Below are 19,227 nucleotides of genomic sequence, written 5' to 3'. Positions count from 1 at the left end.
CGGTCATCGTCATGATCGAAGGTCACTCCCCAGAAGTTGGCGTCGGTGGGGTGGATCTCCTTGCCATCCCTGGTGACGGTGAACGACTCGAGATTGCCGATCTCCCGGCCGGCGGAGACGTCGTAGAGCGTCGTAGCGGTCGAGAAACCCGCGCTTGCGTAGGAATGGCCCGAGACGAACGTGGTTACCGCGGCCAGCCGGCCGTCCGGGGACAGGCGGGCCCGGCTCGGAATGCCCACGATGTTGAAGCCGTGCCGCACCTGCATGTCCGCAGAGAACGTGAACGCCTTGTAACTGGTGTAGATCCCCGGGCTCGCCGCCAGGCACAGCCCGACCGTGGCCACCATGTCGACACGGTCGCACTGCAGGTTCGTGACGACGCGCGGAGCGGTCAGGTCGTTGAGCTTCGCGACGGACACCTCGCCGTAGCTAGGCCCGCGTTCGCTGCTGCGGAAGACGACCACCGGGGTGCGCAGCAGCGAGGTCAGGTCGATCGGACGCGGGCTTGCGGCCTGGGCCGCTACCGGGGACGAGCGGTGGGCGAGGCTGATCCCATAGCCGATGGTGAGCGCGACAGCGCACAGTACAACCACCGCGAACGCTGCGCGCCGGCGCCAGCGGTTCGAGCGCGGCACGGTCGATCTTGCTGATGATCTGGTGCTGGCGGTCACATCGTCCTCCGCAGAGCTGACCATGCGATGGCAAGGGCGACGGCAAGGAGAACAGCAGCCGCGGTCAACGCGGTTTCCACACCGGCGACCGTCCACAGCGCGCCGAAGGCGGCCGAGGCCGCCAGCTGACCGAGTGACACGCCGGTCTGCACCAGCGCCAGGCCGGTGGTTCGAGCTCCGGCGGGCAGCGCGGCGCTGGTGAGTGCTGACAGGACGCCGTCGGTGGCAGCGTAGTACAGGCCCAGGAAACCCAGACAACACAGTAGCGCGGTCATCCCCCGCAGCGGCGAAAGCAGCGTCACGTAGACACCCAGCAGAGCTCCGAAGCCACCGAGAAACACCCGGGCCCGCCCGATCCGGTCCGCCAGCCGTCCGAGCGGAACCGAGGTGAGCAGGTACATACCAGATGTTCCGGCCGCGAGCAGAGGGAACATCGTCGGCGTGATCTCGAGAGTTCGCTGCATGCGCAGGTAGATGAACGCGTCGCCGATGGTTGCCAGCGCCAGCACGCAGCCGGCCACCAGAATCCGGCGCAGCCGCCGGTCGGTCACGGCGAGCATCATATCTCGCAGTGACATTTTCATTGTTGGTTGCGCCGGCATATCGGCGGGGGCCGCAGTTCCGGCGGGGGCCGCAGTTCCGGCGGGGGCCGACGGGCCGGGCCGTCCAGCGGGTTCGGGAGCCGGGCTGCGGTCGACGAAGAACACCAGGACAGCCAGGCCCACCACACCGGCACACGCGCTGACCGCGAAGACGAGGCGGTAACTGCCGGGAACGGTCGACAGGACCGCGAACGCCGCCACCGGGCCGAGCATCGCGCCGAAGGTGTCCATGGCCCGGTGCACCCCGAACGCGACTCCGAGACCGTTCTCGGTGGCGGCCAGCGAGAGCAGCGCGTCCCGAGGTGCGGTGCGGATGCCCTTACCTACCCGGTCGGTCACGATCGAACCCGAGACGACCGCCGCCGAGCCCCCGGGTACGAGCAGAGCGAACCTGGAGAGCACCGACAGCGCGTAACCCGCCGCGGCCACGTCACGGTGCCGTCCGAAGCGGTCCGAGGCTACGCCTCCCGCCAGCCGGACCAGCGCGGTCACACCTTGGTACAGGCCGTTGACGACGCCGACCTGGAGCGGGCTGAAGCCGAGGGAGAGGACGAGGTACAGCGGCAGCACCGCGGTGACCATCTCGGTGGACAGATCGGTGAGCATGCTGGTGAGGCCGAGCATGAGTACGACCGGGGCGACGGCCAGGCCCGCGGGGCGTCGGGCCGGCCGTGACTGATCGGATGCGGCCTCCGATGGGCGGGGCGGTGGACCGTCACGCAGTGTCGAGTACATGGGCACTTTTCCCTTTGGGCAAGTTAAGAATCAACTGTCAATATTTAATACGACTTTTTGCCAAAATTTTTCCTAAATTTAGGGCTCGCTGTTGACCGGCGATCGGGCTGTGTGTCGTTAAGGGGACAATTTTCTGGTCATCAACACAACATGCGGACTGAGACTGGATATGCGACGCCATATAGGGTAATTTCTGATGGTCGGGCTCCGGTAGGGGGGTAGCCCGACGTCCAGGAGGGGGCTGCTTCGCCGGGGGGTCGGCGCGGTGCCGCGGTACTGCCGTGGCAGCCGGGCCACAGCTGGGGAAGCTGGGGGGGTCGAGCATGTCATGTCGATATATCACCGATTTTCGGACTCCGTCCATCCTGGGGCTTTGCGTGATCAAATGACGTTCTTCCGGGGGCGTCTCCGCAGGTAGGAGTCCTGCAGGTGAGAATTTCAAACAGCGGAAAAAAGCTGTCCTCGGCGCTGGCCGCAAGCAGAACAAGGGCGTATTCGTGTCTCGTCTCGCCGCTCGCTTCACGATGGATTGTCCTGTCGGTAACGGTCGGGATTCTGATAGCCCTTTCCGTACCGCTTGCCTCTCGTGCGCGCGCGGCCGACCCATGTGGTCCGCCAGTCGTCAACCCGATCGCCTGTGAGAACACCCGGACCGGTTCGCCGCAGTCCGAATGGGACCTCGCCGGCACCGGCGACGACACCATCCAGGGATTCAGCACCGATATCAGTGTCAATGCCGGTGGCACGGTGCACTTTAAGATCAAGACCAGTGCCAGCGCCTATCGGCTCGATATCTATCGGCTCGGCTGGTACGGCGGTGACGGAGCCAGGAAGATGGCCACCGTCAACCACTCTGGCGTGCAGAACCAGCCTGCCTGCCTCTTCTACACCGCCACCAACCTCACCGATTGCGGCAACTGGGCGGAGTCCGCGGCCTGGGCGGTGCCGAGCAGCGCGGTCTCCGGCGTCTACGTGGCCAAGCTGGTCCGTACCGACACGGGCGCGGACAACCACATCGTCTTCGTCGTGCGCAACGACGCAAGCCACTCGGACGTGCTGTACCAGACCTCCGACACCAGTTGGCAGGCGTACAACTCCTTTGGCGGGGCGAGCCTGTACCCGGGGCCGATCGGACGCGCCTACAAGGTCAGTTACAACCGTCCGTTCACAACTCGTGGTGACGTTCCGGACGGCCGTGACTTCGTCTTCGCCAACGAGTACCCGATGATTCGTTTTCTTGAGCGCAATGGTTACGATGTCTCGTACGCCAGCGGTGTCGACACCGATCGTTACGGCAGCCTGCTGACCAACCACCGGACGTTCCTTTCGGTCGGCCACGACGAGTACTGGTCGGGCCCGCAGCGGGCGAATGTCGAGGCGGCCCGGGACGCCGGTGTCAACCTGGCCTTCTTCAGCGGCAACGAGGTCTACTGGAAGACCCGCTGGGAGCCGAGCACCGAGGGGTCCGACACCCCGTACCGAACCATGGTCACCTACAAGGAGACCTACCTCGACGTGGTCGACCCGCAGGACCCGCCGACATGGACCGGCACCTGGCGTGACCCACGCAAGAGCCCGCCAGCCGACGGCGGCCGTCCGGAGAACTCGCTGACCGGTACCGCTTACATGGTCAACAGTGACGACCTCACCATGATGGTCCCGGCCGCGGACGGCAAGATGCGCTTCTGGCGCAACACCGCTGTCGCCAGCCTGGCGCCCGGGACGTCGGCGGCTCTCTCCCAGCACTCGATCGGGTACGAGTCCGATGAGGATCTCGACAACGGCTTCCGCCCGGCCGGCCTCGTACAGCTGTCGACGACCACCGGCGCTGTCAGCCAGTACCTTCAGGACTACGGGACCACGGTCGCGGCCGGTACGACCACGCACCACATGACGCTCTACCGTGCCGCGAGCGGCGCGCTGGTGTTCGGCGCGGGCACCATCCAGTTCACCTGGGGCCTGGACGCCGTGCACGACGGCACGGCAACGGCGGTTGACGCCAACATGCAGCAGGCGACGGTGAACCTGCTGGCGGACATGGGCGCGCAGCCGGCAACGCTGATGCCAGGGCTGGTCACGGCCACCGCGTCGACGGACCACACGGCACCGTCGGTGGCCATCACCTCGCCGGCCGCCGCAACAGCCGTCACCAATGGCAGCCAACTGACCGTGACCGGTACCGCTGCCGACGCCGGTGGCGGAGCCGTCGGCGGTGTGGAGGTCTCCATCGACGGCGGCGCCACCTGGCATCCGGCGACCGGGCGTGAGAGCTGGACCTACACCGGGACGGTCCACGGCCTCGGGGCGCTCACTATCAAGGCCCGTGCGTCTGACGACAGTGCCAACATCTCGGCGCCGGTGACCGTATCGGTCAATGTCAGCTGCCCGTGCATGGTTTTCGGTTCCGCCGTGACCCCGAAGACGCCGGCGGTCACCGACACGACCGCACTGGAACTGGGCGTCCGCTTCACCGCTGACGTCGACGGCTGGGTCACCGGAGTCCGTTTCTACAAGGGCAGCGGAAACACCGGTACGCACACCGGCACGCTGTGGTCGGCCACCGGCACCCAGCTGGCCACCGCCACCTTCACCGGGGAGAGTGCGTCCGGCTGGCAGCAGGTCACCTTCGCGCAGCCGGTGCAGATAACCAGGAACACCGCCTATGTCGCCTCCTACTGGGCGCCGGCCGGGCACTACGCGGCGGACGCGGGCTTCTTCGAGGTGAGTGCGGCTGACGCCGTGCCGCTGCACGCGGCCAAGGACTCCGGGAGCGCTCCCAACGGGGTTTACCGCGCGGGCGGCACCGGGTTCCCGACCAGCACCTACGGATCCACCAACTACTGGGTGGACCCGGTGTTCTCCGATGTCGCGCCACCTGACGTCACCCCGCCGGCGGTGACGAGCCAGACACCGCTGCCCTCGTCGTCCAGCGTGTCGACGGCGGTGACCCCGACGGCGGTCTTCAACGAGGCCGTGCAGCCGGGGACAATCACCTTCACCGTCGGCGCGGGTGGGCAGAACGTGGCGGGTGGCGTCGGGTACGACGCGGCGACCAGGACCGCGACATTCACACCGACCGCGGCGCTGGCTACCGGTACGACTTACACGGCGACCGTCAGCGGTGTGCGTGACATCGCGGGCAACCTGCTTGCCGCTCCGGTGACGTGGACCTTCACCACCACGCAGCAGCCACCGGCGGACGGCCTGTGCCCGTGCGGTATATGGCCCGACTCCGCGACTCCGGCGAATATCACCGAAGCTGACACCGGCGCGGTCGAGCTCGGGGTCAAGTTCCGCTCCGACGAGGATGGAAAGATCACCGGTATCCGGTTCTACAAGGGGCCGGCGAATACCGGCACCCACACCGGGACGCTGTGGTCGTCCACTGGTACCCAGCTGGCTACCGGTACGTTCAGCGGGGAGAGCAGCACGGGCTGGCAGACGCTGACGTTCACCACTCCCGTGTCCATTGTCAAGGACACCACCTACATCGCCTCCTACCACACCACCACTGGCCGCTACTCGACCACGCTCAACCAGTTCGCCTCAGCCGGGGTCGACAACCCGCCGTTGCACGCGCTCGCCAGCGGGCAGGACGGGCCGAACGGTGTCTATGTCTACGGCAACCATGCGTTCCCGACGCAGCCGTCGACCACGAACTACTGGGTTGACGTGGTCCTGTCGCTACCACCGGACGTGACCCCGCCGACGATCACCAGCACGGCCCCGGGCGCGGGCGCGAACAGCGTCCCGGTCACCGCGGCGATAAAGGCGATCTTCAGTGAGCGCGTCACGCCGTCGAGCATCACGATGCGGCTGACTGACACCCAGGACAACAGCGTCATCGCGTCGACGGTGGCCTACGACGGGCCGAGCAGGACAGCGACACTCACGCCGACCGCGACGCTGGCGACCGGTCACGTCTACACCGTATCGGTATCCGGGGCGACCGACCCGACCGGCAATATGATGGCGCCCGTATCCTGGTCCTTCACCACCGCGGGCCGGTGCCCGTGTTCGATTTTTGACACGACTTCCGTCCCCGCGACGCTGGATTCCGGCGACACCCAGGGAGTCGAGCTCGGCGTGCGCTTCAGCGCGGATACCAGCGGCTGGGTGACCGGGCTGCGCTTCTACAAGAGCGCGGCGAACACCGGCACGCATGTGGGCACGCTGTGGACGAATAACGGCACCGCGCTCGCGACCGCGACCTTCACGGGTGAGACCGCGTCCGGATGGCAGCAGGTGAGCCTTTCCGCGCCGGTCGCGATCACCGCCGGCGCCACCTATGTTGCCTCTTACCACGCGCCGAACGGCCATTACTCGGCCAGCGCCGGCGTGCTGAACACCACCGTCAACAATGCACCACTCCATGCACCGGACAGCGCTACCGCGGGCGGCAACGGACTGTACCTGTACGGCGCTGGTGGATTCCCTGACCACAGTTTCGCCGGTGCCCACTACTGGGTGGACGTGGTGTTCACCACGACCGCGCCGCCCGATAATACACCACCGGCGGTAGCGGTACGGTCGCCCTTGGGTGGTGCGTCGTCGGTCCCGGTGGACGTGGCGCCTCAGGCGGCCTTCACGGAGGCGGTCGTCCCTTCGACGGTCACCATGACCCTGTCCGGTGGGGGTGGCCCGGTCAGCGGCTCGGCCGCCTATGACGCCGCCGCGTTCACGGAGACCTTCACCCCCGCCGCGGCCCTGACGCCGAGCACTCAGTACACTGTCACCGTCAGTGGTGCCAAAGATGCGGCTGGGAATACGATGTCGTCCACCAGCTGGACGTTCACCACAGCCAGTGCATCAAGTCCGACCGGACCGTTCTCACTTTGGAGTGATTCGACAGTGCCGGGATCTGTCGACGCGGGCGACACCAACGCGGCTGAGCTGGGGGTGCAGTTCATACCCTCCGTGAATGGCCGGATTCTCGGCGTTCGTTTCTACAAGTCAGCAGCCAACACCGGTACGCACACGGGCACGCTGTGGAGCGGCTCCGGCACGGCGCTGGCCACCGCTACGTTTACCGGTGAGTCGACTACCGGATGGCAGGAGGTTCGTTTCTCGACGCCGGTTGCTGTTACCGCAGGTAGTACCTACGTGGTCTCCTACCACACCAGCGTCGGCCACTATTCCGTCAATGGTGGCTACTTCCTGTCATCCGGGCTGGTGAGTGGTCCGCTCACCGCGCCGTCCAGCCCTTCGTCCGGTGGTAACGGCCTGTATATCTACTCGGCCACCTCGGCGTTTCCAACAACCACGTATAATGCCGCCAACTACTGGGTTGACGTAGTGTTTGACCCGACTTCGTAGTCCTGTCGTCGTGCGGTGATTTGCCGTGGAGTTCGCCGGGCACGCTCGCGTGCCCGGCGAACTCGTACCGTCTTTTTGGGGGAAAGCGTTGTCCTTGATCGGTGCGGCCGTTGTCGGTGCGGGGTACTGGGGTCCCAACCTCGTCCGAAACCTCCGGGGAAGCTCGGAGTTCCGGCTCAGGTGGCTGTGCGATATTGACAGCGACCGCGCCCGTGCGGTCGCCGGTTCGTACGGCGATGTTCGGGCCACGGACCGGCTTGATGACATTCTTGATGATCCGCAGGTGGGCGCGGTGGCCATTGCCACGCCGGCTGCCACACATGTGGATGTCGCATTGAGGGCGCTGGACGCGGGCAAGCACGTGCTCGTCGAAAAGCCGCTCGCCTCGTCGGTGGCGGAAGGCCGCAAGCTGGTCGACGCGGCGGAGTCCCGTGGCCTCGTTCTTATGTGCGACCACACCTACTGCTACACGCCGGCGGTTATGAAGATCCGCGAACTGGTCCGGGCCGGCGCCCTCGGCGAGATCCAGTACGTCGACTCGGTGCGGGTCAATCTCGGTCTCGTCCAACGTGACGTCGACGTGATCTGGGATCTTGCTCCGCACGACCTGTCAATCTTCGACTTCATTCTGCCCGATGGAGTGACGCCCGAAGCCGTGACGGCCACCGGTGCCGACCCGATCGGCGCGGGCAGGGCCTGCGTCGGCTACCTGTCGATGGCGCTGTCCAACGGCGCGATCGCCCACACCCATGTGAACTGGCTATCGCCGATCAAGGTTCGAACGGTGATCGTCGGTGGTTCGCGGCGGACCCTCGTCTGGAACGACCTGGACCCCGCGCAGCGTCTGTCGATCTATGACCGCGGGGTCGATCTCGCGGAAGCCAACGTGCTGGAAAGTGAGAGCAGGCGGAACATGATGATCTCCTATCGCAGTGGCGACATGGTCGCCCCCGCGCTGGCCGAACGGGAAGCGCTGAGTACGGTGATGACCCAGTGGGCGACGGCGATCGAAAGCGGGAGCCCGTCCGCGACCGATGGCCGCGCTGGCCTGCGGGTCCTGGGAATGCTTGAGGCCGCTTCGCGCAGCCTGCGTTCCGGCGGCGCCCGCGTCCCGCTGCTGGAGGTCGCCCGATGACCACGGCTCCGCGGAGCGCCGCCGTTGCCCTCGCCGGCACTCGCTGCCTGGTCACCGGTGGTGCCGGAACGATCGGCTCGACCGTGTGTGACCAGCTTGTCGAGGCCGGCGCGGCCGAGGTCGTGGTGCTGGACAACCTGACCCGTGGCCGCGAGGCCAACCTGGCCACCGCCCTGAGGTCCGGGCGGGTGCGTCTGGTCACCGGCGACATCCGCGACCGCGCGTTACTGGCGGAGCTGATGCCCGGAACCGACATCGTGTTCCACTTGGCCGCGATCCGGATCACCCAGTGCGCCGAGGAGCCCCGGCTGGCGCTCGAGGTGCTTGTCGACGGGACCTTCGACGTCCTGGAGGCCGCGGTCGCCAGCGGTGTGCGCAAGGTAGTGGCCTCGTCGTCGGCATCCGTGTACGGCCAGGCGGCGGTGTTCCCCACATCCGAAGATCATCATCCGTACCACAACGACACGATCTACGGCGCGGCGAAGGTCTTCAACGAAGGTCTTCTCCGTAGCTTCTACGCCATGTATGGCCTTGATTACGTGGCGCTGCGCTACTTCAATGTGTACGGACCGCGGATGGACGTGCACGGTGTGTACACCGAAGTCCTGGTGCGCTGGATGGAGCGGATCGCCGCTGGCCAGCCGCCGCTCATCCTGGGCGACGGCACGCAGACCATGGACTTCGTATTCACCACGGACATCGCTCGGGCCAACCTGATGGCGGCGCAGGCGGACATCACCGACGAGGTCTTCAACGTCGCGTCCGGTGTCGAGACGTCGTTGCGTGAACTTGCCGAGGCCCTGGCCGCGGTGATGGGCGCCGGTCATCTCGGTCTGGAGCACGGGCCCGCGCGCCGGGTGAACCCGGTGGCCCGCCGCCTCGCGGACACCTCGGCCGCCGCGTCCCGGCTGGGTTTCAAGGCCGAGGTCGGCCTCACGGAAGGCCTGCGGCAGCTGGTCGCATGGTGGCGCGAGGCGCGGCCGGAGCTCGGCTCATGAGCTCGCTGCCCGCGCTCACGCGGCCCCGCGAGCTCGTGGTGTGCAGTTCCGGTACGTCCTGGGACGGGATCTGGTTTCCGATGCGCCATGTTGCGCTGCACCTGTCGCGCCAGCTCCCGGTGCTGTGGGTCGACCCGCCGATCTCCTACCTGACGCCGCTGAAGGACCGCAACACCGCCGCTGCCCTGCGTCGTCCCCGGCTGCGCGTGGTCCAGCCGGGGATCATCCGGCTGACGCCCGTCACCCCGCCCGGGGTGAGCCGTCCGGTCATGCGGGAGGCGGCGAGGCTGGCCGCCCGTGACGCCGTCCGGCGGGCTTTGCGGCGTATCGGTGCGACCGTTCGCGCGGTCATCGTGGACTCCCTTGCCGACCTGCTCGATGTCGCGCCCGGGGCCCGCCGGGTCTTCTACGGCACCGACGACTTCGTCGCGGGTGCCGAGCTGATGGGCGTGTCCAGGCCGTGGCTGGAACAGGCCGAGCGGCGCCAGCTCACCAAGGCACACGTGGTCGTGGGAGTCTCCCCGGTGTTGGTGGACCGGTGGCGGGCCATGGGCACCGAGCCGGTGCTGGTGCCCAACGGTGTCGACGCCGGCCACTTCGCCGGCTGTGACAACGCGCCACTGCCGGAGGACGTGCATCTGCCGTCCCCGATCGCGGGTTTTGTCGGGCACCTGTCCGACCGCATCGATCTGACGCATCTGGAGGCGGTGGCCGATCGGGGTATCTCCGTCCTCCTCGTCGGGCCGCGGCAGGCGACATTCGAGATCAAGCGTCTGGACGCGCTGCTGTCACGGCCCAACGTGGAGTGGGTGGGCCCGAAGGCGTTCGCGGACCTGCCGTCGTACCTGCGCATGATTGATGTGGGGCTCACCCCGTACACCGATTCCGCCTTCAACCAGGCCAGTTTTCCGCTCAAGACCCTTGAGTACCTGGCCGCGGGCCGGGGCGCGGTAAGTACCGACCTGCCCGCCAGCCGCTGGCTGGACACTGACCTGATCAGCATTGGCGCGAGCCCGCAGCGCTTTGCCGCCCAGACCGCGGCGGCGCTGGATGTGCTCCGTACCGACAGCCTCGCGGCTGACAGGCGTACGTTCGCCGGCCGCCATGACTGGGCGGCCCGCACGGCTGAGCTGGCCGAGCTGTGCGGCCTGCCCGCCGGGCCCGCCGGTGATCGTGCGAGTGTCACGGCGCTCACCACGGTGAAGGCGGCCGATCGATGAGCCCTATCCCGGTGATGACGCCCTGGCTGGGTGAGCAGGAGGCACAGGCCGCGGCGGACGCGGTCCGGTCCGGATGGGTTGCCCAGGGGCCGCGGGTCGCCGAGTTCGAACGCGCCTTCGCGGACAGGCTCGGCGGTGGCGAGGCGGTCGCGGTGTCGTCCTGCACGACCGCGCTGCATCTCGCGTTGGTGCTGCTGGATATCGGCCCGGGTGACGAGGTGGTGGTGCCGTCCCTGTCGTTCATCGCCACGGCGAACGCCGTCCGTTATGTCGGCGGCACGCCGGTGTTCGCCGATGTCGAGGCGTCGACCGGGAACATCACGGCGGACACGGTGGCTCCCGTTCTCACTGACCGCACCCGCGCGGTGATCGTTGTTCATCAGGGCGGGGTACCCGCGGATGTTGAGGGGGTATCGCGGCTGTGCGGGCCGCGCGGTGTCGCCGTGGTCGAGGATGCGGCCTGCGCCGCCGGCTCGACGATGAACGGCCGGTGGGTCGGCGCGGGCGCGCCGCTTGCGGCATGGTCGTTCCATCCGCGCAAGCTGCTCACCACCGGTGAGGGGGGGATGCTCACCACGACCGATCCCGCCTGGGCCGCACGTGCGCGGCGGCTGCGCGAACACGGGATGAACGTGAGCGCGGCCGAGCGGCACCGCAGCCGGCAGCCGGTGCTGGAAAGCTATGGCGAGACCGGTTTCAACTACCGGATGACCGACATCCAGGCCGCGGTCGGGCTGGTCCAGCTGGCAAAGCTCGACGCGATGGTCGAACGTCGCCGCATCCTCGCCGAGCGCTACCAGCGGTTGCTCGCGGTGGTTCCAGGTTTGGTGACCGTCGGCGATCCGCCAGGGGGGATGACCAACTACCAGAGCTTCTGGGTGGTCCCACCGCCGACCTCGGGGGTGGGCCGCAACGAGCTGCTCGCTCTCCTGGCCGAGCGCGGCATCTCGGCCAGACGCGGCATCATGGCCTCCCATCTGGAGCCCGCCTATGGCGGGCAGCGACGTGATGATCTTCCTGTCACCGAATGGCTGACCGAGCAGTCGCTGATCCTGCCCCTGTTCCACACGATGACCGAGCAACAGCATGATCAGGTGGTGGACGCGCTGCTGGACGCCATCACCGGTGGCATCGGTGGCATCGGCGGCGCGCATGTCGTGGATGGCGTTGTCGGACAGGGTGTGCACAGCTCGTGAGGATCTTGGTTTATCCCCACCTGATGGAGATCGGGGGAAGCCAGCTCAACGCGGTGGAGCTGGCGGGGGCCGTACGGGATCTGGGCCATGACGTGACCGTCTTCGGGGTGCCCGGCCCGCTTGTCGAAACGGTGCGTGCGCTCGGGCTTGACTACGTCGCGTCGCCGAAGCCGGGGCGGCGGCCGTCGCCCCGGGTGATGAGCGCACTGTGCCGGGTGGTGCGCGAACGGCGGATCGAGCTGGTGCACGGCTACGAGTGGCCGCCGGCGTTGGAGGCCTTCGTCGGGCCGCGGACGAGGCTGGGTGTGCCGGCCTTCGCCACGGTGATGTCCATGGCGGTTGCGCCGTTCCTGCCGGCCACCATGCCCCTGGTGGTCGGCACGGAGCTGATCGGCGAGTCCGCCAGAGCGGTGCGGCGCGGTCCGGTCGACCTCATCGAGCCACCGGTCGACGTGCGTGCCAACGCCCCGGACGCGGTTGGCGATGCCGCGCTCACCCAGCTGCGAACCCGTTTCGACCTGAATCCGGCCGATCTTCATGTGGTTGTGGTGTCGCGGCTCGCCACCGAGCTGAAGCTGGAAGGGCTTCTGGCCGCGGTCGACGCTGTTGCCCGGCTGGCGGTGGACCTGCCGGTGCGGCTGGTGGTGGTGGGTGACGGCCCCGCGCGGGAGCAGCTTGCCGCGCATGCCGCGCGGATCGGCGCCGTCCGGGGCGGCAAGGTGGTCGTGTTCACCGGCGAGCTCACCGATCCGCGGCCCGCGTACGCCCTTGCCGACATCTCGATCGGTATGGGCGGGTCGGCACTGCGGGCCGCGGCTTTTGCGAAGCCGTTGATCGTCCAGGGTGAGGGCGGCTTCTTCGAGCTGCTGGCTCCCGAAAGCGTCGATGCGTTCCTCTGGCAGGGCTGGTACGGCATTGGCGAGGGCGACCGGATCAGTGGTGCGCGTCGACTGACCAAGATTCTTAAGCCACTGCTTACGGACGCGGATCGCCGCCGCCAGCTGGGCGACTATGGTCGCGATCTGGTGACGCGGCGTTTCTCGCTGGAGCGCGCGGCTCGTGTCCAGGAGGCGCTCTACGCCCGGACGCTCCAGGCCGGCGTGGGCCGGCCTGAGGTGCGTACTCTCGGAGTGAGCGCGGCGGGCCTGTTCGCCCACGAGGTGCGGCGACACTACGACCAGCTGCGTGGACAGGCGGCGTTGGACGACTTCAACGCCCGTCGTGTCCAGCCGGATAATCCCCCGGCCCGGGCGGTCGCTTCCAGTCAGTCATCTTCAGATCCGGTGGCTCCGGGCTTCGCGAAGCTGCCGTCTTACCCCATGGAAGGGACGTCGCGGTGACCACGATTCCGTTGGTGGATCTGGCGGCTGCACAGGCCGAGATCGCCGAGGAGGTGCGGGCCGGGTTCGACGAGGTGCTCGCGACCACCGCGTTTGTCGGTGGGAAGCAGGTTGCCGCCTTCGAACGCGAGTACGCCGACTTCTGTGGTGTCGGGTACTGCGTGGGTGTGGGCAACGGCACCGACGCTATCGAGCTGGCGCTGCGCGCGGCCGGCGTCGGTGCCGGCACTGGCACTGGCACCCGAGCCGCTACCGGTGACAATGTCGGTGCTGACGAGGTCATCCTGCCGGTGAACACCTTCGTGGCCACCGCCGAGGCGGTGCTGCGCGCGGGCGCGCTGCCGGTGTTCGCCGACGTCGACGACGAGCATCTGCTGCTGGATCCGGACGCGGTGGGCGCGGCGTTGACCGAACGTACTCGCGCGGTGATCCCGGTCCATCTGTACGGGCAGGCCGCGCCGGTCGAGCGGATCGCGGCCGCCTGCCGCGCCGACACGATCGTCCTTGAGGACGCCGCGCAGGCACAGGGCGCTGTCCGCGACGGACAGGCCGCTGGCGGGCTCGGTCTGCTGGCGGCCACCAGTTTCTACCCGGGGAAGAACCTCGGTGCCGCCGGTGACGCGGGTGCCGTGCTGACCAATGATGCCGAGCTCGCGCGCAAGGTGCGTCTGTTGGGCGCGCACGGCAGCGAACGCAAGTACGTGCACGAGTCGTTGGGCTTCAACTCGCGCCTCGATACCCTGCAGGCCGTTGTGCTGCGGGCCAAGCTGACCAGGCTGGCCCGGTGGAACGAGGCGCGAGCGGCCGCGGCGGTCCGTTATGACGAGTTGTTGGGCGACGACCCCCGGGTCCGGCTACCGGCAACGCTGCCGGGCAACATCCATGTCTGGCACCTTTACGTGGTGCGGATTCCCGACCGGGACGCGGTACTGGCCCGGTTGCACGAACAGGGTGTGGGAGCCGGGATCCACTACCCGGTGCCGTTGCATCTGCAGCCGGCCTTCGCGGGGCTTGGCCACGCTGCCGGTGACTTCCCCGTCGCGGAGAAGGCCGCTGGAGAGATCCTCTCCTTGCCGTTGTATCCGCATATCACCCCTGAGCAGCAGCGGCGGGTCGCCGATGAGCTCCGGCGGGCGCTGCCATGACGGAGTTCTCCAAGCCTCGGGAGGCTTCCAGGCCCTCCGACGATGCCGTGTTCGTCCATTCCCATGGTCTGTGTGAGAGCGACGACGTGGGCCCGGGGACCCGGGTCTGGGCGTTCGCGCACGTGCTGCCCGGTGCCGTGATCGGTGCGGGCTGCAACATTTGTGATCATGTTTTCGTCGAGTCCGGCGCCCGGATCGGTGACCGGGTGACGGTGAAGAACGCGGTGCTCGTGTGGGACAAGGTGACCGTGGAGGACGATGTCTTCCTGGGCCCGAACATGGTCTTCACCAACGACTTCCGGCCGCGTGCCGAGGTGAAGAAGACGCGGGACGCGCTTGCTCCGACGCTCATCCGCCGTGGCGCGACGATCGGTGCCAACGCGACGATTGTCGCCGGAGTGACCGTGGGTGTGTACGCGTTTGTGGCCGCTGGCGCGGTCGTCATTCGGGATGTGCCCGCGTACGCGCTGGTCGCGGGCAATCCTGGACGGAATCTGGGCTGGGTCTGTTCCTGCGGGGACAGGCTTGATCCCGATCTGCGCTGCGTGGCTTGTCTGAAGGCCTACCGGCCGGCGACCGGTACCGACGGGCTGTGCGAGGCCGTGCCCTCGGCGTCCGTTGCGGCTGTTTCGGCCGCTTCGGCCGCTTCAGCCGTTTCGACGCCGTAGGAAGCGTCCCGCGGCGGCTGGTGCGGCCCTGGCCGTACCAGCCGCCGCAGCGGGAACAGGGGCACGGCGCACGCGGCCAGCCCGGCGGGGGGGAGCAGCAGCAGCCGGGCGAGGTCCCCGCGTACCACCGTGCCGAGCCCCACCATGACCAGGACAAGGACCGTGGTCGCGACAACAGGGCGGCCGCAGTACCGCAGCGCGGCGATGGGCCCTACGTCCGCCCTGGCGATGGCGAATATGAACGCCGGGCCTACCACGACCACCGCCACCGCGGCCTGGGCGAACGCAAGGCCACCGATCCCGCCTGCCCGCGCCCCGATGAACAGGGCCGGGGCGAGCGCCGCCAGCCAGCTGCCCTGGACGGCGAAGACCGCGCGCGAACGGCCCGCGCCCACCAGCAGGTCATAGGCGAGTTCAGCCGCGACCCGGCACGCCCCGAGGACCGCCAGCCACCGCAGGGCGTCGGCTGCGGCATCCCATTTCGGGCCGTAGACGATGTGGATGAGGGGTCCGGCGAGCACCGCGATGATCGCGCAGACCGGCAGCGTCGCGGCCATCAGCAGCGCGATCGAGCGGGCGAACGCGTCGGTGAGCGCCTTGCGGTCGGTGGACAACCGAGCGAACGCCGGCATAGCCACTCTCCGCACGGCTAGCGAGAACATGTTCACCGGCCAGCTGGAAAGGTTGAACGCGAGCATGTAGAAGCCAAGGGCCACCGGGCCCAGGACAGCACCGACGACCACGTAGTGGATGTTGAGCACTCCGAAGACCAGCAGGCTCGACCCGGCCAGCGGCAGGCCGAAGTCCAGCAGGCCACGTACCTGGTGCCGGTCGAAGCCGAACCTGATCCGCGCGCCGGCGAAGGCAAAGATCATTATTGAGGTGGTGAGGTTACCGGCCAGATAGCCGATGACCAGGCTCCAGGCACCGTGCCCGAGGGCGGCAAGACCGATCGTGACACCTGTGTTGACAGCGAGCGCGGCGAGGTCGGCAATCATGCGCCGGCCCTGCTGGAACGCGCGGGTGAGCAGGGCGGCGGGTACGGATGCCACCCCGTCGACAATCATGCTCAGGGCCAGCACTCGGACCAGACCGGTCGCCGCGGGTGAGCCGAGCAGGTCTGCGATGGTCGGTGCCAGCACCAGAGTAAGCAGGTAAAGCCCGATGCTGAAGCCGGTCGACAGCGTCTGGACGGTTGGGGCGATCAGCCGTGGCTCCCCCGGCCAGCGCACGATCGCGAGCGAGACACCCAGTTCGTTGATGGACAACAGGGCGTTGAGGACGACCAGCGCGACCGCGAAGTCCCCGTAGTCCGACGGGCTGAGCAGCCGGGCGAGCACGATCCCGGTGACCACGGTGCCCAGCCGGCTGAGCGCGTTGTTCAGGAGGCTGAAGCCGAGGCCGCGCCGTACCGCCCCGCCGAGCCCTGTTCCGCCGCCGTCGTTCCTGGTGTCGCTGTCTGTGACGCCGTTCTCCTGGGCGCCGCCAGCCGGCCCCGGAGCCGGCTCGGGTGGAGTCCGTGGGGACGGCATCCCCGGTGTTGACGCGCTTGCCGGCATGTTCGGCATGGTTCCCCCATCTGCGACTGGCCAGGTGATGTCGCGGCCATGCGCTGCTTATCGAAGCATGGCCCTGCTATGATCTATGCCGGTCCTCGATAATGTCATCTGGAAACAACATAATGACAACGCGGTGTGGCCTCTTCGTTCCTTCGGGAGTGCGCACGGGCCGCGTCTTCGGGGTACTTTACTTAAAGTAAGAGATGTATCACTTTAGGTGAACGTGCTGTTTCCGGGTACATGCGGCGTGTTCACTTGGCATCGATCGCGTCGCCAGGCGGCGATCAATTGAATCGGTGTTCCGACCAAAGGATATGTCTGTATGACGACCTCCATGCGTCCGGCGTGCGGGGCCAGCGGCCCATCCGTGCACGGGTCTGGCCGGCCGCGGCGTCCGGTGGGCCGAAGGGTGCGCGAGCATAAGCTTGCCGTGTCGGTGGCGGCCCGGACGCCCGCGCCGCCCAGCGGCGATCGCAGGTGCTACCGCTTCTCGCCTTGTCTCGCGACGGTCCTGCTCGTGGGCGCGATGGGGTTCGCGGTCGCCGGGTGCGGCGATTCCACCGGCGGCAATCCGAGGCTGCCGCCAAGCCTGCCCCCGCGGGGGGACTCGCAGCTGATCTCACTCTGGAGTAATGATGCGAAACCCGTGCCTGAGGCCGATCCGGACCCCGCCGCGGTTGAGGTCGGGATCCGGTTCCGTGTCGACACCCCAGGTGACATCCTTGGAATACGCTTTTACAAGGGCCCTGACAATATCGGCGAACATACGGTCAGCCTGTGGTCCGACGCCGGTGACCGGCTGGCGACCGCCACGGCCGTCGGCGAAAGCGACACCGGCTGGCAGGTGGTGATGCTGGCCAAGCCGGTGCCGGTCCAGGCCGCCACGACCTACACGGCCTCGTATTTCGCGCCGACGGGGCATTATTCGGCGACCCCTGAGTTTTTTGATCAGGCCGTGTCGGCCAACGGGCCGTTGCGCACCGCTGGGGCGACCAGCGGGGTGTACCACTACGGCGGCGGCTTTCCTGACGCTACCTACCGTGACTCCAACTACTGGACCGATGTGCTGTTCCGGCCGGCGTCAGGATCTTCGGGCGATCCGGTGGCCCCTTCTATGACTCCAGTCTCATAGTGTATGGTTACTGTTAGTGGCGCACTCGGTTGTTGTGCAAAGAGCGTCCCGCCGTTTTAGATCATCGGGTCCATCAAGCGGATGGCAGGTGGAGATGGGTTGACCGGCAACCGCAAGTGGGATCGACGTGTACGGCGGTCGGCCTCAGGGTTCAGGTGGTGCTCTCTTCCCATCACCTGGTGTTCACCCGCATGAGATTATGTAGTTGTGCCGGCGGGGCTGGCTTGGTAACTTGTTGGCCCGTTGGCGCTTGTGTTACATGGCCAGGAGGAGTCCCGGCACTCTTCTCGCTCTGATGACGGCCGTGTATCTTGGATCTGATCCGGTGTCGGCGCAATGCTGACCCGCGCTGGGGGGCAAGGGGCACGAGTGTATTTTTCGGATTTCATCGCGGTTCTTGTCCGTCGTTGGTATATCCTGTTCATCGGGATTGTTCTCACCGGCCTGGCTGGGGTGGGTGTACACACCACCATCGGTCCAACATTCCAAGCCAACGCAGCCGTGGTGGTACTGCCGCCGACGTCGGACCCCGGTACCACCAGCACCGCCGCGAGCCGAAATCCGTATCTGTCCCTGCCGCTCGGTAACACCGCGGACGTTCTGACCCGGATCATGGCTACCGAGGCGGTCCGGCAGGAACTCAAGGCCGCGCATGCGACGTCGGCGTACACGATCGCGTTGGTCTCCGACGGTTCCCCGGTGCTTGAGATCGCCGCGACGGACACTTCAGCGGCCACCGCGAGCAACACCGCCTCGGTACTGGTGAAAACGGCCGAGAGCGAGCTCGAAAAGCTGCAGGTCATGCAGAATGTCCCGAAGAACTCGATGATCCGGGCCAGTCAGCTTATTTCTCCGGGCGAGCCCGATGTGCTTCACGGGAGCCAGATCCGGGCGCTGCTCGGTGTGGCCGCCCTCGGTCTCATCCTTTCGGTCACGGCCTGCTTCGTCGCTGAAGGGGCTTTTACCGGCCGGCGGGCCGCCTTGGCCGCGGCCGTCCGCGGCCGGCGCGCCAGCGAGGCTCGGGGCGGGGGGCGCTCGAAGGAGGCGGTCCGGTCGGGAGGCGCTTCCCGCAGCTCCGCGACGCCCACGGAGAAGCAGGACGTCGATGATCTGGAGGGCGACGGCAGCGACGACGACACCGATTCCCAGGGCCTGGAGAAGCTGGAGTGGGACGGTGACCGTGACAGCGAGGAGGAGGAGGGGCGGCTGAAGCAACCGGACGCCCGTGAGACAACGATGGTTCTGGTAGGCCTACGCCGACGTTCCGACAAGTAGCCCTCGATGCTCGGCCTGCCCGTCGGTATCGCTCGTTTCGCGCTGGCTCGGCGTTACCTTTCGCGTGTAGACGTCACCTCTTTGCTGTCTCTTTACGTGCTGCTTCTTCTCGGTATCCCGTCACAGCTGATTTTTGGCCCTCTCGGCGCCGCCGGCACGCCAGCCAACCTGTTGGGGATGCTCTGCCTGTTATGGTGGATTCTCGTGGTCATGCTGCCGTTCGGCGGTGCGGCGA

At 67.4% G+C, this 19,227-nt stretch carries 12 protein-coding genes and 2 pseudogenes; 11 read left to right on the top strand and 3 right to left on the bottom strand.

Annotated features, from left to right (window positions below):
- Both MJ783_RS14320 and MJ783_RS14315 read right to left on the bottom strand, forming a co-directional pair.
- A pseudogene (locus MJ783_RS14320) lies at positions 1 to 671 on the bottom strand (hypothetical protein); the annotation flags it as partial.
- On the bottom strand, positions 668 to 2,008 hold the full coding sequence (locus MJ783_RS14315; protein ID WP_239310936.1) for an MFS transporter: 1,341 nt from the start codon (positions 2,006 to 2,008) through the stop codon (positions 668 to 670). The gene MJ783_RS14315 and the pseudogene MJ783_RS14320, both read right to left, overlap by 4 nt.
- 429 nt (positions 2,009 to 2,437) lie before the next feature.
- Between MJ783_RS14315 and MJ783_RS14310 the strand changes: the two genes are divergently transcribed.
- The 8 genes from MJ783_RS14310 to MJ783_RS14275 all read left to right on the top strand — a co-directional run bounded on the left by MJ783_RS14310 (position 2,438) and on the right by MJ783_RS14275 (position 15,026).
- Positions 2,438 to 7,324, top strand: coding sequence for a DUF4082 domain-containing protein (locus tag MJ783_RS14310; RefSeq protein WP_239310935.1), 4,887 nt, complete (start codon positions 2,438 to 2,440; stop codon positions 7,322 to 7,324).
- 88 nt (positions 7,325 to 7,412) lie between these two features.
- Positions 7,413 to 8,459: a Gfo/Idh/MocA family protein gene (locus MJ783_RS14305; RefSeq protein WP_239310934.1), complete on the top strand. Its 1,047-nt coding sequence runs from the start codon at positions 7,413 to 7,415 to the stop codon at positions 8,457 to 8,459.
- Entirely contained in the window at positions 8,456 to 9,457 is a 1,002-nt protein-coding gene (locus tag MJ783_RS14300) for an SDR family NAD(P)-dependent oxidoreductase (RefSeq protein WP_239310933.1), read from the top strand. The genes MJ783_RS14305 and MJ783_RS14300 overlap by 4 nt, the downstream gene beginning before the upstream one ends.
- Positions 9,454 to 10,677: a glycosyltransferase gene (locus MJ783_RS14295; RefSeq protein WP_239310932.1), complete on the top strand. Its 1,224-nt coding sequence runs from the start codon at positions 9,454 to 9,456 to the stop codon at positions 10,675 to 10,677. The genes MJ783_RS14300 and MJ783_RS14295 overlap by 4 nt, the downstream gene beginning before the upstream one ends.
- Positions 10,674 to 11,873, top strand: coding sequence for a DegT/DnrJ/EryC1/StrS aminotransferase family protein (locus MJ783_RS14290; protein WP_239310931.1), 1,200 nt, complete (start codon positions 10,674 to 10,676; stop codon positions 11,871 to 11,873). The genes MJ783_RS14295 and MJ783_RS14290 overlap by 4 nt, the downstream gene beginning before the upstream one ends.
- Entirely contained in the window at positions 11,870 to 13,213 is a 1,344-nt protein-coding gene (locus tag MJ783_RS14285; RefSeq protein WP_239310930.1) for a glycosyltransferase, read from the top strand. Before MJ783_RS14290 ends, MJ783_RS14285 begins: the two co-directional genes overlap by 4 nt.
- Positions 13,210 to 14,358, top strand: a complete 1,149-nt coding sequence (locus MJ783_RS14280; RefSeq protein ID WP_239310929.1) for a DegT/DnrJ/EryC1/StrS aminotransferase family protein — start codon at positions 13,210 to 13,212, stop codon at positions 14,356 to 14,358. Before MJ783_RS14285 ends, MJ783_RS14280 begins: the two co-directional genes overlap by 4 nt.
- On the top strand, positions 14,355 to 15,026 hold the full coding sequence (locus MJ783_RS14275) for an acyltransferase (protein WP_239310928.1): 672 nt from the start codon (positions 14,355 to 14,357) through the stop codon (positions 15,024 to 15,026). The genes MJ783_RS14280 and MJ783_RS14275 overlap by 4 nt, the downstream gene beginning before the upstream one ends.
- On the opposite strand, the gene MJ783_RS14270 is transcribed toward MJ783_RS14275, so the two are convergent.
- Entirely contained in the window at positions 14,921 to 16,594 is a 1,674-nt protein-coding gene (locus tag MJ783_RS14270; RefSeq protein WP_239310927.1) for a lipopolysaccharide biosynthesis protein, read from the bottom strand. The two genes, MJ783_RS14275 and MJ783_RS14270, sit on opposite strands and share 106 nt — an antisense overlap.
- A 400-nt stretch (positions 16,595 to 16,994) precedes the next feature.
- Here MJ783_RS14270 and MJ783_RS14265 point away from each other — a divergent pair, with 400 nt between their 5' ends.
- The 3 genes and pseudogenes from MJ783_RS14265 to MJ783_RS14255 all read left to right on the top strand — a co-directional run.
- The gene (locus MJ783_RS14265; protein WP_239310926.1) at positions 16,995 to 17,717 is read left to right on the top strand and encodes a DUF4082 domain-containing protein; all 723 of its coding nucleotides are present in this window, start codon (positions 16,995 to 16,997) and stop codon (positions 17,715 to 17,717) included.
- A 369-nt stretch (positions 17,718 to 18,086) separates the two neighbouring features.
- Entirely contained in the window at positions 18,087 to 18,992 is a 906-nt protein-coding gene (locus tag MJ783_RS14260; RefSeq protein ID WP_239310925.1) for a hypothetical protein, read from the top strand.
- Between the two features lie 6 nt (positions 18,993 to 18,998).
- Positions 18,999 to 19,227 (top strand): annotated as a pseudogene (locus MJ783_RS14255) (hypothetical protein); the annotation flags it as partial.

The sequence above is a fragment of the Protofrankia sp. Cj3 genome (genome assembly GCF_917627355.1).
Classification (GTDB): Bacteria; Actinomycetota; Actinomycetes; order Frankiales; family Frankiaceae; genus Protofrankia.
The sequence above is the reverse complement of the archived record's forward strand: the minus strand, read 5'-3'. Positions and strand labels throughout refer to the sequence as shown.